The organism is Kineosporia succinea (assembly GCF_030811555.1).
GTDB classification, from domain to species: domain Bacteria; phylum Actinomycetota; class Actinomycetes; order Actinomycetales; family Kineosporiaceae; genus Kineosporia; species Kineosporia succinea.
Map to the genome: position 1 here is coordinate 1,525,283 of NZ_JAUSQZ010000001.1, position 14,806 is coordinate 1,540,088.

13 protein-coding genes and 1 tRNA gene are annotated in these 14,806 nt (G+C 70.3%); 7 read left to right on the plus strand and 7 right to left on the minus strand.

The features are described from left to right. Nucleotides 1-26: 26 nt before the first annotated feature. The 5 genes from J2S57_RS06810 to J2S57_RS06830 form a co-directional block, all read right to left on the minus strand. Nucleotides 27-1,478: a sugar transferase gene (locus tag J2S57_RS06810; protein ID WP_307239566.1), complete on the minus strand. Its 1,452-nt coding sequence runs from the start codon at nucleotides 1,476-1,478 to the stop codon at nucleotides 27-29. A 53-nt stretch (nucleotides 1,479-1,531) separates the two neighbouring features. After that, nucleotides 1,532-2,140 (minus strand): aminoacyl-tRNA hydrolase, encoded by a 609-nt coding sequence (gene pth / locus J2S57_RS06815; protein ID WP_307239568.1) that lies wholly within the window; start codon nucleotides 2,138-2,140, stop codon nucleotides 1,532-1,534. Between the two features lie 343 nt (nucleotides 2,141-2,483). Beyond that, nucleotides 2,484-3,074 carry a 50S ribosomal protein L25/general stress protein Ctc gene (locus tag J2S57_RS06820; protein ID WP_307239570.1) on the minus strand — a complete coding sequence of 197 codons (591 nt, stop codon included), beginning with the start codon at nucleotides 3,072-3,074 and terminating at the stop codon, nucleotides 2,484-2,486. 408 nt (nucleotides 3,075-3,482) lie between these two features. After that, on the minus strand, nucleotides 3,483-4,928 hold the full coding sequence (gene glmU / locus J2S57_RS06825) for a bifunctional UDP-N-acetylglucosamine diphosphorylase/glucosamine-1-phosphate N-acetyltransferase GlmU (RefSeq protein WP_307239572.1): 1,446 nt from the start codon (nucleotides 4,926-4,928) through the stop codon (nucleotides 3,483-3,485). Nucleotides 4,929-4,961: 33 nt separating this feature from the next. After that, nucleotides 4,962-5,033, minus strand: a tRNA-Gln gene (locus J2S57_RS06830). Between the two features lie 322 nt (nucleotides 5,034-5,355). Between J2S57_RS06830 and J2S57_RS06835 the strand changes: the two genes are divergently transcribed. From J2S57_RS06835 to J2S57_RS06865, 7 genes are all read left to right on the plus strand, one after another. Next, nucleotides 5,356-6,330: an acyl-CoA desaturase gene (locus J2S57_RS06835; RefSeq protein ID WP_307239575.1), complete on the plus strand. Its 975-nt coding sequence runs from the start codon at nucleotides 5,356-5,358 to the stop codon at nucleotides 6,328-6,330. Between the two features lie 71 nt (nucleotides 6,331-6,401). Continuing rightward, the gene (locus J2S57_RS06840; RefSeq protein ID WP_307239577.1) at nucleotides 6,402-7,091 is read left to right on the plus strand and encodes a TetR/AcrR family transcriptional regulator; all 690 of its coding nucleotides are present in this window, start codon (nucleotides 6,402-6,404) and stop codon (nucleotides 7,089-7,091) included. Then, a complete protein-coding gene (locus J2S57_RS06845) occupies nucleotides 7,084-7,572 on the plus strand; it encodes a MarR family winged helix-turn-helix transcriptional regulator (RefSeq protein ID WP_307239579.1) in 489 nt (162 codons plus the stop codon). Before J2S57_RS06840 ends, J2S57_RS06845 begins: the two co-directional genes overlap by 8 nt. A gap of 215 nt (nucleotides 7,573-7,787) precedes the next feature. Further along, a complete protein-coding gene (locus J2S57_RS06850; protein WP_307239581.1) occupies nucleotides 7,788-8,555 on the plus strand; it encodes a DeoR/GlpR family DNA-binding transcription regulator in 768 nt (255 codons plus the stop codon). A 149-nt stretch (nucleotides 8,556-8,704) separates the two neighbouring features. Continuing rightward, nucleotides 8,705-10,045, plus strand: coding sequence for an ABC transporter substrate-binding protein (locus tag J2S57_RS06855; protein ID WP_307239584.1), 1,341 nt, complete (start codon nucleotides 8,705-8,707; stop codon nucleotides 10,043-10,045). 26 nt (nucleotides 10,046-10,071) lie between these two features. Further along, complete coding sequence (locus J2S57_RS06860) at nucleotides 10,072-11,073, plus strand: carbohydrate ABC transporter permease (protein WP_370882441.1); 1,002 nt, start codon at nucleotides 10,072-10,074, stop codon at nucleotides 11,071-11,073. Next, a complete protein-coding gene (locus tag J2S57_RS06865; RefSeq protein WP_307239588.1) occupies nucleotides 11,070-11,933 on the plus strand; it encodes a carbohydrate ABC transporter permease in 864 nt (287 codons plus the stop codon). The genes J2S57_RS06860 and J2S57_RS06865 overlap by 4 nt, the downstream gene beginning before the upstream one ends. A 59-nt stretch (nucleotides 11,934-11,992) precedes the next feature. Here J2S57_RS06865 and J2S57_RS06870 read toward each other — a convergent pair whose 3' ends face one another. After that, nucleotides 11,993-13,813, minus strand: a complete 1,821-nt coding sequence (locus tag J2S57_RS06870; RefSeq protein ID WP_370882583.1) for an ABC-F family ATP-binding cassette domain-containing protein — start codon at nucleotides 13,811-13,813, stop codon at nucleotides 11,993-11,995. Between the two features lie 4 nt (nucleotides 13,814-13,817). Beyond that, nucleotides 13,818-14,762 (minus strand): 4-(cytidine 5'-diphospho)-2-C-methyl-D-erythritol kinase, encoded by a 945-nt coding sequence (locus J2S57_RS06875; protein ID WP_307239591.1) that lies wholly within the window; start codon nucleotides 14,760-14,762, stop codon nucleotides 13,818-13,820. Nucleotides 14,763-14,806: the final 44 nt, after the last annotated feature.

Consider the following 14,806-nt stretch of genomic DNA (forward strand, 5'->3'; position numbering starts at 1 on the left):
TTCGCAGCAGCCGAAGGGGCATTGTCTCAGTAAGCTCCGGCACCTCTCACCACTGCGCGCAGAGTACGCCACAGGATGGACAGATCGAGGGCCATCGACCAGTTGTCGAGGTAGCGCAGGCCGAGGCGCATCGACTCCTCGCGACTCGACTCGGCCGCCTGTGGCAGTCCGGTGAGGCCCGGTTTGAGCGGGGGTGCCCCCTGGCCCGGGGCCTCCGGACGGGGCCCCACCAGCGACATCTCACCACGCACGACGTTGAGCAGCTGAGGCAGCCCGTCGAGGGACCAGCGGCGCAGCAGACGGCCGACCGGGGTGACGAGGGGGTCGCGGCTGAGCTTGAACAGCACGCCCCGGCCCCGGCTGGCGGCCAGCAGATCGGCGCGGCGACGCTCCGGATCGATCACCGTGCAGCGGAAACTGACCACGGTGAACTCACAACCGGCGGCCCCGACCCGGCGCTGCCGGTGGAGCACGGGGCCGCGGCTGGTCAGCCGCACGGCGAGCGCCAGAGCCAGCAGCAGCGGCGAGAGCACCACGGTGAGGCCGATCGCGGTGACCCGGTCGAACACCTCCTTGCCGAGCAGGCGCGGCCCGTCGGCCTGGGGGCGGTGCAGGCGCAGCAGCCCCAGACCGGCCACCGGGTGCACCGAGACCAGGGGCCCGGCCACCTCGACGATGCCGGGTGAGACCACGAGCTGCACACCGCGCTCGTCGAGGGCCCAGGAGAGCTTGCGCAGCGCCTGGCCGGACAGGTCGGGGTGGGAGACGACGGCCACCACGTGCGCGCCGGTGTCCTCGACGGCCTCGAGCACCCGGCCCGGGTCGCCCACCACCGGCACGTCGTGCAGGTGCGACACCTCGACCCCGACGAACGGCACGCAGGCCCCGACCGGCACCAGGCCGTGCTCCGGCTCGCGGTCGAGCTCTTCGATGGCCGCCACCACGGCCCCGGACCGGCCGACCACCAGCACCCGCTGCAGCGCCTGCCCCTGCGCGCGCAGCCCGGCGATCCAGCAGCGCAGCCGCCAGCGCACGAGCACCCCGAGGCCGGTCATCACCGGCACCGCGAGGAAGACGTAGGGCCGGGCGGTCTCGCTGCGCAGGGCGAACGCCAGCACCGCGGCTGCGCCGAACAGGAATACCCCGGCGGACAGGACGCGGCGGTACTCCTCCGGCCCGTTGCCCAGGAAGACGCGCTCGTAACCGCCCCGCACCGCGACCACGGTGACCCAGGCCGGCGGCAGCGCGCAGGTGAGCACGAGCGACACGTCGTCGAGCGGAAGGGTGACGAGCAGGCAGGCCAGCACGGCGGCGAGCAGGTCGCCCGCGATCACCAGGCGCTGATAGCGCAGCAGGAACACCGCGGGCTCGGACCGGCCGCCCCGGCCGACGTGACGCGGCGTGCGGTGACCGGTGCCCTCTCCCCGGATGGCCTCGGTGAGCGGCAGCTCGTCGAGACCCGCGCCGCCTGGTTCCATACGCATCATGATCGCGCCGATCCGGGACCCATGGGTACCCTTTGACCGGAAAGTCAGGTGCGTGTGTTGACCGTGCCCTGCACCCGGGCGAAGTCGGCGCGGGTCAGGTCCTCGAGCGCGTCCACGGCGTCGCCCACCAGCAGGGCCACCTCCTCGGACTGGGCACCCGGGAAGTCCCGCAGCACGAAGTCGGCCGGGTCCTGGCGGCCCGGCGGCCGGTCGATGCCCAGGCGCAGCCGGCCGTAGTCCTTGGTGCCGATCGCCTTGCTGATCGAGCGCAGCCCGTTGTGCCCGCCCTCGCCGCCGCCCCACTTCATCCGCAGCTGGCCGAACGGGATGTCGAGCTCGTCGTGCACCACCAGCAGGCGGTCGGCGGGCAGCTTGAAGAACTTCAGCAGGTTGGCCACCGGCCCGCCCGACTCGTTCATGTACGTAACGGGTTTCGCCACGATCATGCGCGGGCCGCCCGGTGTCCAGCGGCCCTCGCAGACCTGCGCGCGGGCCCGGTGGGTGCTGAAGCGGCCGCCCATCCGCCCGGCCACCTCGTCGGCCACCCGGTAGCCGATGTTGTGCCGGTTGCGGGCGTACTTGTCACCCGGGTTGCCGAGACCGATGACCAGCCAGGGCAGGTCGCTGATCTCGGTGGGGGGCTCGGTGGGCATCGCGGTCTCCGGTGGGCAGGTGCGTTCGATGATGGACGCGGCGGGCTCGGGTCGCGGTCCGGGGTGCGGGCCCGGGTCGCGGGCTCGGGTTGCGGGCCCGGGTCGCGGGCTCGGGTTGCGGGCCCGGGTTGCGGGCCCGGGTCGCGGTCCGGGTGCGGTCCCGGATAGCGGGCCCGGGTCGCGGGCCCGGGTTGCGGGCCCGGTTGCGGTCCGGGGTTGCGGGCGGACGTTGCGGTCCGGGGCGCGGGCGGCCCCGCGGTGCGGCGGACACGCCTCAGGGCCGGTCCCCCGTGCGGGGAACCGGCCCTGAGAGCCAGTGTTACGGAGCCGGGTGCCGGAAGGCTCAGGCCTCGGTGGCCTCGGCCTCTTCGGCCGGGGCCTCTTCGGTGACCGAGCGGTTGACGTCGGAAACGACGAGCGCGATGGCGTCGGCGTCACCGGCGAGCGAGGCGCCCTTCGGCAGGGCGATGGAACCGGCGGTGACCTGAGCGCCGACCTCGAGGCCCTCGATGCTGAACTCCACACCGTCGGGGATCGCGGTGGCCTCGACCTCGAGGCTCAGCGAGGTGAGCTCGACCTGGGCCAGGCCACCGGGGGCGGGGTCGCCGGCGAAGTGCAGCGGGACGTCGACGGTGACCTTCTCGCCCTGGCGGACGATCAGCAGGTCGACGTGCTCGATGGTGCCCTTGAGCGGGTGACGCTGGACATCCTTGGGCAGGGCGAGCTGGCTCTGGCCCTCGATGTCGATGGTGAGCAGAGCGTTGGCGTTGCCCTTGAGCGCGAGCATCGTCGCGTGCCCGGGCAGCGCGACGTGGACCGGGTCGGTGCCGTGGCCGTAGAGCACGGCCGGCACCTGGTGGTCGCGGCGCAGCCGACGCGCAGCGCCCTTGCCGAAGTCGTTACGCGGCGTGGCGCTGAGCTTTACCTCGGACACGGGAGATCTCCTCAATCACAGGGCGCGACCGAGGCCGCGCGCAGAATCAGCAGGCGAAACGTTCGTTATGTATGCGGCACACCCGGCGAAGTCACAGGCGCCAACATTCACGTAGTGATGTCCGCGTCGATCACGGTTGCTCGAGCTTGTCGCGCAACCCTCGCCGAGGTAACCGGACCACTGTACATGACCGGCCAGGGCCCAGATTCGCCCATACACCTGACCCGACCTCGTCTTTCTTCGTGATCTTGCGTGTGCCCCGAGTGAAAAGGGGCGAAGACGGCAGGATCACCGGCGAAACGGGGGACGCGGCGGTGCGGCCACCGATCCCGGGCGGCGGCTCGGAGCCGGTCAGCTCCGCCTGATCACGGTCAGGACCGGCGCGGCCCGCGAGCAGGCCGCCCGGTGCTACTCGGGGGCGGTGTCCCCCTCGGACAGTGCGGCCTCGGACGCCCGCGCCGACGGGGTGCCCTCGCGGCGCCGCAGCACCCAGCCCTCACTGTTGTGCTGACGGCTGCGGGCCACGGCCAGCGCACCGGCCGGCACGTCACCGGTGACGGTGGAACCGGCCGCGGTGTAGGCGCCGTCGCCGAGCGTGACCGGGGCGACGAGCACGGTGTCGCTGCCGACCCGGGCGTGCGCGCCGACCACGGTGCGGTGCTTCTTCACGCCGTCGTAGTTGGCGAAGATCGTGGCGGCCCCGATGTTCGCGCCCTCCCCGATCGTGGCGTCACCGGCGTAGGTCAGGTGCGGCACCTTGGCCCCGGCGCCGATCGTGGTGTTCTTGGTCTCGACGAAGGCGCCGATCTTGCCGTCCGGGCCGAGCACGGTGCCCGGGCGCAGGTAGCTGAACGGGCCGACGCTGGCGCCGGTCTCGATCACCGCGCCGTTGCCGTGGGTGCGCACGACCGAGGCCCCCTCGCCGACCGAGCAGCCGGTGAGCGTGGTGTCGGGACCGACGGTGGCGCCGGTGGAGACGGTGGTGCCGGCGTGCAACTGGGTGCCGGGCAGCAGGGTGACGTCGGGGGCGAGCCGCACGTCGACGTCGACCCAGGTGGTGGCCGGGTCGACCACGGTGACGCCGCCACGCATGTGGGCGACGAGCACGCGCCGGTTGAGCTCGGCGCCGAGCGTGGCGAGCTGCACCCGGTCGTTGACGCCCTCGACCTGCCAGAGGTCGGTGGTGGCGACGGCCCGCACCCGGCGGCCGTCGGCGTGCGCGATGCCCAGCACGTCGGTCAGGTAGACCTCGCCCTGGTCGTTGTCGGCGCCGATGCGGCTCAGCGCGTCGGTGAGCACCTTGGCGTCGAAGGCGTAGATGCCGGAGTTGATCTCCCGGATCGCGGCCTGCGCGGGCGTGGCGTCGCGCTGCTCGACGATGCCGGTGACGGCGCCGGACGCGTCACGCAGCACCCGGCCGTAGCCGGTGGGGTCTCCGACCTCGGCGGTGAGCACGGTGACCGCGGCCTGCTCGGCCTCGTGCGCCGCGACCAGCGCGGAGAGCGTGTCGCCGGAGAGCAGGGGGACGTCGGCGTAGGTCACCACGACGGTGCCGTCGATGCCGGACAGGGCGCGCAACCCGGCCGCCACCGCACTGCCGGTGCCGGGAACCTCGTCCTGGTCGGCGATCACCGCGGCCGGGGCGATCTCGGCGACGTGCCCGGCCACGAGCTCACGCTGGTGCCGGACGACGACCACGAGGTGCTGCGGCTCGAGACTCCAGGCCGCGGCCAGCGCATGCCCCACGAGAGAGCGCCCACCGATGCGGTGCAGCACCTTGGGGGTGCGCGAGCGCATCCGCTTTCCCTCGCCGGCGGCCAGGACCACGACCGCTGCCGGCTGCTGTGTACTCACGGACGACCATTCCTCCACCACGCGACGCCAACGCTCCCCCCACCTGATTCGAACAGGTACCTCAAGGCTCCAAAGGCCTGTGTGCTGCCGTTACACCAGGGGGGAAGGCCGCTCGCAGACGTATCCGCCCGCCAGGACCAGGGGTCAGTCTGCCAAGTGTTGGGCGTCTTCGTCGCATCGGTGTCCCGGACGCCCGGAGGAATTGCCCGAATCGTTGCCGAGGGCCACCCCGTCCCGCCTCCGGAGCCGCACCCGGACCGCTGCCCGGAACGCTTCCGGAACTTCACGTCGTGTCCTCTGCCACATCGTGATCCGCCGGGTTACGCTTTCGTAGGTTACGGACCGTAGGTTGCCCGTCGCAGGCAAGCAGAGCCCGCCGTGCAGCTGCCCGGAAGCATCCACCGGCATCGGCAGATGGGATCGCACCGTGAGCACACCGGCAGAAGCGTCACCCGAGGCGGGCCGACCGACCGCGGCGACCGCGGCGTCCCCCGCGACTCCCCAGCCCCACGTCGACCCGAACCCGAAACGCCGGGGCGAGCAGACCGCCCTGTTCCTCTTCATCGCCGTGCCGTTCGTGGCCCTGGTGGCCGCGGTGCCGATGGCCTGGGGCCGGGTGCTCAACTGGCACGACCTGGTGATCGCGTTCGTGCTCTACATGATTTCCGGACTCGGCATCACGGTCGGGTTCCACCGCTTCTTCACCCACGGCTCGTTCCGGGCCAACCGCCCGCTCACCATCGCGCTGGCCGTGGCCGGCTCGCTGGCCGTCGAGGGGCCGGTGCTGCGCTGGGTCTCCGACCACCGGCGGCACCACGCGTTCAGCGACCGCGAGGGCGACCCGCACTCCCCCTGGCGCTACGGCGAGACCGTGCCCGCCCTGATGAAGGGCCTCTTCTACGCGCACATGGGCTGGCTCTTCGACCCGGAGAACACCAACCCCCAGCGCTACGCCCCCGACCTGCTGCGCGACCGGGGCGTCATGTTCGTGTCCCGTGCGTTCGGCCCGCTGGTGATCGCGTCGATGGGGCTGCCCGCCCTGCTCGGCTTCCTCATCACCGGCACCTGGCAGGGTGCCGCCACCGCCTTCTTCTGGGGCTCGCTGGTGCGCGTGGGGCTGCTGCACCACGTCACCTGGTCGATCAACTCGATCTGCCACGCGATGGGCGAGCGGCCGTTCAAGAGCCGCGACCGTTCCGGCAACGTGTGGTGGCTGGCCCTGCTCTCGTTCGGCGAGTCGTGGCACAACCTGCACCACGCCGACCCCACCTGCGCCCGGCACGGCGTGCTGCGCGGCCAGATCGACTCCAGCGCCCGGGTGATCTGGTTCTTCGAGAAGTTCGGATGGGCCACGAACGTGCGCTGGCCGGACACGACGCGCCTGGCCGCGCGGCGCGCGTAGCAGTTGTTCAGCGAAGCCGACAGGGCCGGTCGACGTCCACGCCGATCTCGCGAGTTGGGCATGATAGCCCGGTGAGCACAGCCAACCAGTCCCCGACGCCCGACCGTCCGCGCGCGTCCAGGACCGGAGGCCGTGCCCGCATGACCGGGGCCCAGCGGCGGGAGCAGCTGCTCGCGATCGGCCGCCGGCTCTTCGCCGAGAAGGGGTTCGAGGGCACCAGCGTGGAAGAGATCGCCGCCACCGCCGGCGTCTCCAAACCCGTGGTGTACGAGCACTTCGGCGGCAAGGAGGGGCTCTACTCGGCGGTGGTCGAGCTCGAGACCGCCAAGCTGCTCGAGGCGATCACCGAGGCCCTCACCCAGCCCGCGCCGCCCCGTCAGGTGCTCGAGATCGCCGCGATGACCCTGCTCGACTACATCGAGACCGAGACCGACGGCTTCCGTATCCTGGTGCGCGACTCGCCGATCACCAAGCAGGACGGCGGGTTCGCCAGCCTGATGAGCGATGTCGCGGGGCACGTCGAGTACATCCTCGGCGAGCAGTTCGCGGCGCGCGGTTTCGACCCCGAGATGGCCCCGCTGTACGCCCAGATGCTGGTCGGCATGATCGCCATGACGGGTCAGTTCTGGCTCGACCACCGCAAGCCGGAGAAGGCCGTGGTGGCGGCCCATGTCGTGAACCTGGCCTGGAACGGCCTGACCGGCCTGGAGACCCGTCCCCGGCTGCGCTCGATCCCGAAGGGCGACGTCCGGCGTGGATGAGGTCGACCGGATCGTCGAGGCCTGGAACCGCGAACGTCCCGACCTGGATGTCGCTCCGCTGGAAGTGCTTTCGCGGGTGAGTCGGCTGTCCCGCCTGCTCGACAAGGCGCGTTCGGCCGCGTTCGCCCGACACGGCCTGGAGACATGGGAGTTCGACGTGCTCTCGGCCCTGCGCCGGGCGGGCGCGCCCTACCAGCTCTCCCCCGGCCAGCTGGTCGGCCTGACGATGGTCACCAGCGGCACGATGACCAACCGCATCGACCGGCTGGCCGGGCGCGGCCTGGTGCGCCGCCTGCCCGACCCCGCCGACGGGCGGGGCGTGATGGTGCGTCTGGAAGACAGTGGCCGGGTCGTCACCGACGCCGCCCTCGCCGACCTCCTGGAGGTCGAGCGGTCGGTGCTGAAGGTGCTCCAGACGGGTGAGCACGACCAGCTCTCCCACCTTCTGCGCGACCTGCTGACGGCGTTCGACCCGGCCTAGCCCCCGGCCCGAGCGCTCTTCACCGAGCGCCGTTCTCGTCATCCCGTTGTGTCACGAAACGGACAATCGTGACCCGTTCGGGCGCCCGCACGTGTCCGTTTGGCCTAAGATGGTGCCCGCTTGGCTCTACCCCCTTGTGGAGACGCTGTGCCTGAGGTTTACATCACAGACACATGCACCGGGCCGGTTCGGTCCCGGACGGGCGGAGGCGGGCAATGGAGCTCTATGCCTATGAACGACGGCGGTGGCTGGTCGATCAGGCAAGGCAGGCTGGACGGATCGATGTGGCGGAAGTTGCGCGTGAGCTCACGGTGGCCAAGGAGACGGTCCGGCGTGATCTGACGGCACTCGAGGCCGAAGGGCTGCTGCGGCGGGTGCATGGCGGGGCGATTCCGGTGGAGCGCCTCGGATTCGAGGGAACGCTGGCTCTGCGCAACACTTCTCGCACCGACGAGAAGGGCCGCATCGCCGACCACGCGATCGGCCTGGTCGGCACGGCGGAGTCCATCTACATCGACGAGGGTTCCACCACGCAGGCTTTCGCCGAGCGGCTGACCCCTCGCCGGCCGCTCACGGTCGTCACCAACTCGCTCCCGATCGCGCTGGCCATGACCCCGCGCGAGGCGGTGTCGGTGGTGCTGATCGGCGGCCGGGTGCGCGGCAAGACGCTGGGCACGATCGACCACTGGGCGCTTCGCATGCTCGAGGACTTCGTCTTCGACCTGAGCGTGCTCGGCACCAACGGCCTCACCCTCGAACGCGGCGCGACCTGCCCGGACGCCGCCGTGGCGGCGATCAAGGCGCGGGCCGTGAGCGCCAGCCGGCGCACCCTGCTGGTGACCGACTCGTCCAAACTCGGCTCCGACTCGTCCTACCGATTTGCGCAGGCGAGGGATTTCTCCACTATCGTCACCGACCGCTCGGCCAACGAGGGACAGATCCGGCGACTGCGCGCCATCGGCGTGGAGGCGGTGATGGTCTGATCCCGCACTACCCAAGGACCGCACCAACCCTGTTCTGACAACCTTGTCATCACCATGAGTAGTTAATACGTAACATTCTGCGCTTTTCAAAGGTCCCGCACAGTCGAGGAGGATTCGTGACCCGGACGAATAGCAGCTGGAGGATCGGTGTGACGGCAGCAGCCGCCGCGTCGGTTCTGATCACCACCGCGTGTGCCGGTGCCGGAGGCGGTGGAGGGGACGCGGGCGACGGCAAGAGCGGCGGTTCCATCAACGTGCTGATGGTCGCCAACCCGCAGATGACCGACATCCAGGAACTCACCGCGGACACGTTCACCAAGGACACGGGCATCAAGGTGAACTTCACCGTGCTGCCCGAGAACGAGCTGCGCGACAAGGTCACCCAGGACGTCGCCAGCCAGGCCGGCCAGTACGACCTGGCCACGGTGGGCGCCTACGAGACCCAGCTCTGGCAGAAGAACGGCTGGCTGCACGAACTCAGCTCGTACACCGACGCCGACTCCGAGTACGACGCGGACGACCTGCTCAAGCCGGTCGCCGAGAGCCTGTCCGGCGAAGACGGAAAGCTCTACGCCCTGCCGTTCTACGGCGAGTCCTCGTTCCTGATGTACCGCAAGGACATCTTCGAGGAGAAGGGGCTCACCATGCCGGAGAAGCCCACCTGGGACGAGGTCGCCGACCTCGCCGCCAAGGCGGACGGCGCCGAGCCCGGCATGAAAGGCATCTGCCTGCGCGGCCTTCCGGGCTGGGGCGAGATGTTCGCGCCGCTGACCACGGTGGTCAACACGTTCGGCGGCACCTGGTTCACCAAGGACTGGCAGGCCCAGGTCAACTCCCCCGAGTTCACCGAGGCGGTCGAGTTCTACACCACGCTGGTCAAGGAGCACGGTGAGCCCGGTGCGGCCCAGGCCGGTTTCACCGAGTGCCTGAACGCCCTCAGCCAGGGCAAGGTCGCGATGTGGTACGACGCCACCTCGGCCGCCGGTTCGCTCGAGGACGAGGCCAGCAGCAAGGTCGTGGGCAAGATCGGTTACGCCTACGCCCCGGTCAAGGAGACCGAGTACAGCGGCTGGCTCTGGTCGTGGAACTGGGCCATGCCCAAGACCACCAAGAACGCCGACGCCGCGGCCAAGTTCGCGCTCTGGGCGACCAGCAAGAAGTACGAGGAGACGGTCGGCGAGAAGCTCGGCTGGGCACGGGTTCCCAACGGCAAGCGGGCCAGCACCTACGAGATCCCGGAGTACAAAGAGGCTTCCGGTGACTTCGGGCAGCTGACGCTGGAGTCGATCGAGAACGCCGACCCGGTGAACCCGGGCACCCAGGAGCGTCCCACCGTGGGCATCCAGTACGTCACCATCCCCGAGTTCGCCGACCTGGGAACCAAGGTGTCGCAGTCGATCAGCGGGGTGTTCACCGGTAAGACGACGGTGAAGGAGGCCCTGGACGAGGGCCAGAAGGCGGCCGAGGAAGTGGCTGCGCAACAGAAGTGACGCTCTTCCCGTTCCGACCCTGAGGAGTGGCCGTGGCCACCGTTGCAACGACGCATCAGGACGAGGACGCAGCTCCACCGGTTCGCCGCCCCACCGGGCCCTCCTCGAGGACCCGGTGGAAGCGGCGGGCACCGCTGCTGCCCGCACTCGTCTTCACCATCGTCGTCACCCAGATCCCGTTCCTCGTCACCCTGGCGCTCTCGTCGGTCAGCTGGAGCGCACTGCGCCCCGGCGACCACAGCTTCCTGGGCCTGGGCAACTACAACGACTTCGTCGGCTTCGACAACTACGCAACCGTTTTCACCGACCCCCGACTGCGCAGCGCGGTCGTCAACACGATCACGCTGACCGTGTCGGTCGTGCTGATCAGCCTGCTTCTCGGGCTGGCCCTGGCCGTGCTGCTCGACCGTAAGTTCCCCGGCCGCGGCCTGGCCCGCACGCTGCTCATCGCACCGTTCCTGGTCATGCCGGTGGCCTCGGCCCTGCTGTGGAAGCACGCGCTCTACAACCCCACCTACGGCCTGTTCAACGGCGTCATCAACGGGATCTGGAAGCTGTTCGGCGCCGACCACGGGCCCACCGTGGACTTCGTCTCCAGCTACCCGATGCCCGCCGTGGTCGCCGCGCTGGTCTGGCAGTGGACGCCGTTCATGATGCTGATCCTGCTGGCCGGGCTGCAGGCCCAGCCGACGGACATCCTCGAGGCGGCCCGGGTGGACGGCGCGAACGGCCCGAAGATCTTCCGCCACATCACACTTCCGCACCTGCGGCAGTACATCGAGCTGTCGACGCTGCTCGGCGCGATCTACATCGTTCAGGCGTTCGACGCGATCTTCTCGATCACCCAGGGAGGTCCGGGCAGCGCGACCACCAACCTGCCCTACGAGATCTACCTGACGACGTTCCGCAAGTTCGAGTACGGCGAGGCTGCGGCCGCGGGTGTGATCACCGTGATCGGCACGATCATCGTGGCCACGTTCGCGCTGCGGGTGGTCAGTTCGCTCTTCCGTCAGGAGCAGGCCCGATGACCACACTTCTGAAGCAGCGCAAGAAGACCGCCCGGGGAGAGGGCGATCTCGCCGAGACCGGGGGCATCGCCTGGACCGCCACGGCGTGGATCATCACCCTGATCTTCTTCGCCCCGGTGGCCTGGATGCTGCTCACCTCGCTGCACACCGAGGCCGACGCCGCCACCAACCCGCCGACCCTGTTCAGCGGCCTGACGTTCGAGAACTACTCGGCCCTGTTCGATCGTGGGGTCATGCCGTTCCTGATCAACTCGGCCACCGCGAGCATCATCTCGACGCTGCTCGTGCTGGCCCTGTCGATCCCGGCGGCGTACGCCCTGGCGATCCGCCCGGTGGAGAAGTGGACGGACGTCATGTTCTTCTTCCTCTCCACCAAGTTCCTGCCCGCGATCGCCGCCCTGCTGCCGATCTACCTGCTGGTCAAGCGGGTCGGCGGGCTGGACAACATCTGGGTGCTGGTCATCCTCTACACCGCGATGAACCTGCCGATCGCGGTCTGGATGATGCAGTCGTTCCTGGCCGAGGTGCCCAAGGAGATCATGGAGGCCGCCGAGGTCGACGGGGCCGGCACGCTCCGGGTGATCTGGAGCGTCATCGTCCCGATCATCACCCCGGGCATCGCGGCGACCAGCCTGATCTGTTTCATCTTCAGCTGGAACGAGTTCCTGTTCGCGGTGAACCTGACCGCCACCGTGTCGTCGACCTCCCCGGTGTTCCTGGTCGGCTTCATCACCAGCGAGGGCCTGTTCCTCGCGAAGCTCTGCGCGGCAGCCACTCTGGTGTCGCTGCCGGTGCTCATCGCCGGATTCGCGGCCCAGGACAAGCTGGTTCGCGGTCTGTCGCTGGGCGCGGTGAAGTAGAACCCGGCCGGCATGAGGGACGACGTGCGCACCATCGGTGCGCACGTCGTCTTTCATTGCTAGCCGGCGGTTTCGGCCGCCTCGAGCCAGGCCTCTTCGAGCGCTTCCTTCTCCGCGCTCACCTCACGCAGTTCGGCGTCGAGCTTGGCGACCGCCGCGTGGTCAGTGGCCTTCTCGGCCATCTGCGCGTGCAGTTTCTCTTCGCGGGAGCCGAGTTTCGCGATCTGCCGCTCCAGCCGGGCCATCTCCTTGCGAGCGGCGCGGGTGTCGGCGGCGCTCACCACCGGGCTGTCCGTGTTCTCGACGGGGGACGACGTGGTCGGGCCGGTCTGTTCCTGCGCCGCCCGGAGGCGGAGGTACTCCTCCACCCCTCCCGGGAGATCGCGGATCCGGCCGTCGCCGAGCAGGGCGACCTGCCGGTCGCACAGCCGTTCCAGCAGGTACCGGTCGTGCGAGACCACGATCATCGTGCCGGGCCACTCGTCGAGCGTGTCTTCGATGGCGGCCAGGGTGTCGGTGTCGAGGTCGTTGGTCGGCTCGTCGAGCAGCAGCACGTTGGGCTCGCTCATCAGCAGGCGCAGCAGCTGGAGACGGCGGCGCTCACCACCGGACAGGTCGCCGACCCGGGTCCAGATCTTGTCTTTCGTGAAACCCAGCCGTTCGAGCAGCTGGCCGGCCGTGACGTCCTTGTTGCCGATCCGCACGGTGCCGCGGACCTTCTCGACCGCCTCCTGCACCTTCTGGTCGGCGACGGCGTCGAGCTCGCGCACGTCCTGGCTGAGCGTCACCGCCTGGACGGTCTTGCCGCGCTTCACCCGGCCCGCGGTGGGCGCCGGGGCGTTCGGGCCGCCCAGCAGCATCCGCATGAGGGTGGTCTTGCCCGAGCCGTTGACGCCGACGATGCCGATCCGGTCGCCCGGGCCCAGACGCCAGGTCACGTGCTCGAAAAGGGTTTTCGCGGTGTCGCCGGACCCGACCGTGAGCGTCACGTCCTCGAGGTCGACCACGTCTTTGCCGAGCCGGGCCGTCGCCATCTTGGCCAGGTTCATCTGGTCACGCGGCGGCGGCTCGTTCGCGATCAGGCTCTCGGCCGCGTCGATGCGGAACTGGGGCTTGCTGGTGCGGGCCGGAGCACCGCGCTGCAGCCAGGCCAGCTCCTTGCGCAGGGTGTTCTGGCGGCGTTCCTCGGTGACCGCGGCCACCCGGGCGCGCTCGGCGCGGGTGAGCACGTAGGCGGCGTAACCGCCGTCGTAGTTGTCGACCACACCGTCGTGCACCTCCCAGATGTGCCCGCAGACGGCATCCAGGAACCAGCGGTCGTGGGTGACGACGAGCAGGCCGCCGCGACCGGCGGGCCAGCGCTCGTTGAGGTGACGGGCCAGCCAGGCCACACCCTCCACGTCGAGATGGTTGGTGGGCTCGTCGAGCATGACCAGGTCGTGGTCGCCGATCAGCAGCGCGGCCAGGCCGACCCGGCGGCGCTGGCCCCCGGACAGCTGCCCGAACTTCGCGTCCAGACCGCCGACCGCGTCGGCCTCGAGCCCGCCGAGGATGCCGCCCAGAACGTCGCGCACGCGGGCGTCGCCGGCCCACTCGTGAGCCTCCAGGTCGCCCATGACTGCCTGCCGCACAGTCATTTCCGGGTCGAGCCGGTCTTCCTGCCAGAGCGCGCCCAGGCGAACCTGGCCGCCCTGGGTGACCCGGCCGCCGTCCGGCTCCTGGAGCCGGGCGAGCACCCGGAGCAGCGTGGACTTGCCCTCGCCGTTACGGCCGACCACACCGATCCGGTCGCCGTCGTCGAGACCGAGGGACACCGCGTCCAGAAGCGTTCTGGACCCGTGCACCACGGTGACGGACTCTGCATTGAGAAGGTGAGCCAAGGTTTTACCCACGCACCGATTCGACGAGACGGGCCCCGGGAACGGGGCCGTGAGCACGGCGGACGTCGACGGCCGCCCCGGATGCGGTCAGCGCGACCGCGAGATCGAGAGCGTGACTGGAGTCGCGCGCCAGGAACACCGTGGTCGGGCCGGAACCCGAGACGATGCCACCGAGCGCGCCGACCTTGCGGCCGATCTCCAGAGCGCGTTCGAGATGGGGAGCCAGCGCCAGGGCGGCCGGCTGCAGTTCGTTGTGCAGGCGGGAGCCGAGGGCCTCGGCGTCACCGGCCCGCAGGGCGGCCATCAGCGCGTCGTCGAGCTCCGGCACCGGCGTGGGCTGCGGCGCCTCGCCGGCCTCGCGCATCGCGTCGATCTGGCCGTAGACGGCCGGCGTGGACAGCCCGCCGTCGGCGAGCGCGACCACCCAGGTGTATTCGCCGCGGGCCAGCACCGGGGTGAGCAGCTCGCCCCGGCCGCTGCCGATCGCGGTGCCACCGAGCAGGCTGAACGGCACGTCGGAACCGAGCTGGGCCGCGAGCTGGAGCAGCTGCTCACGGTCGAGACCGGCGTGCCAGAGCGCGTCGCAGGCGACCAGGGCGGCCGCCGCGTCGGCCGAGCCCCCGGCCATGCCTCCCGCCACCGGGATGCCCTTGCGCAGCTCGAACGCCACGTCGGCGCTCTCCAGCCCGATGTGCGCGGCGAGCAGCTGGGCCGCCTTCACCGCCAGGTTGGAGTCGTCGGTGGGCACGGCGTCGGCCTGGATTCCGTCGACCGTGATCGACACTCCCGCCCCGGGCTCGGTGGCCCGGGCCGTGAGGTCGTCGAACAGCCCCACGGCGTGGAACACCGTGGCGAGCTCGTGATAGCCGTCGTCCCGGACCGGGCCCACCCGCAGCTCAAGATTGATCTTGGCGGGCGCCCGCACGATCACTGCTTCCGTCGCCGCCATACGGCCACTCTATTCAATGTCGCGGCCCGGACCGACCATGGGGC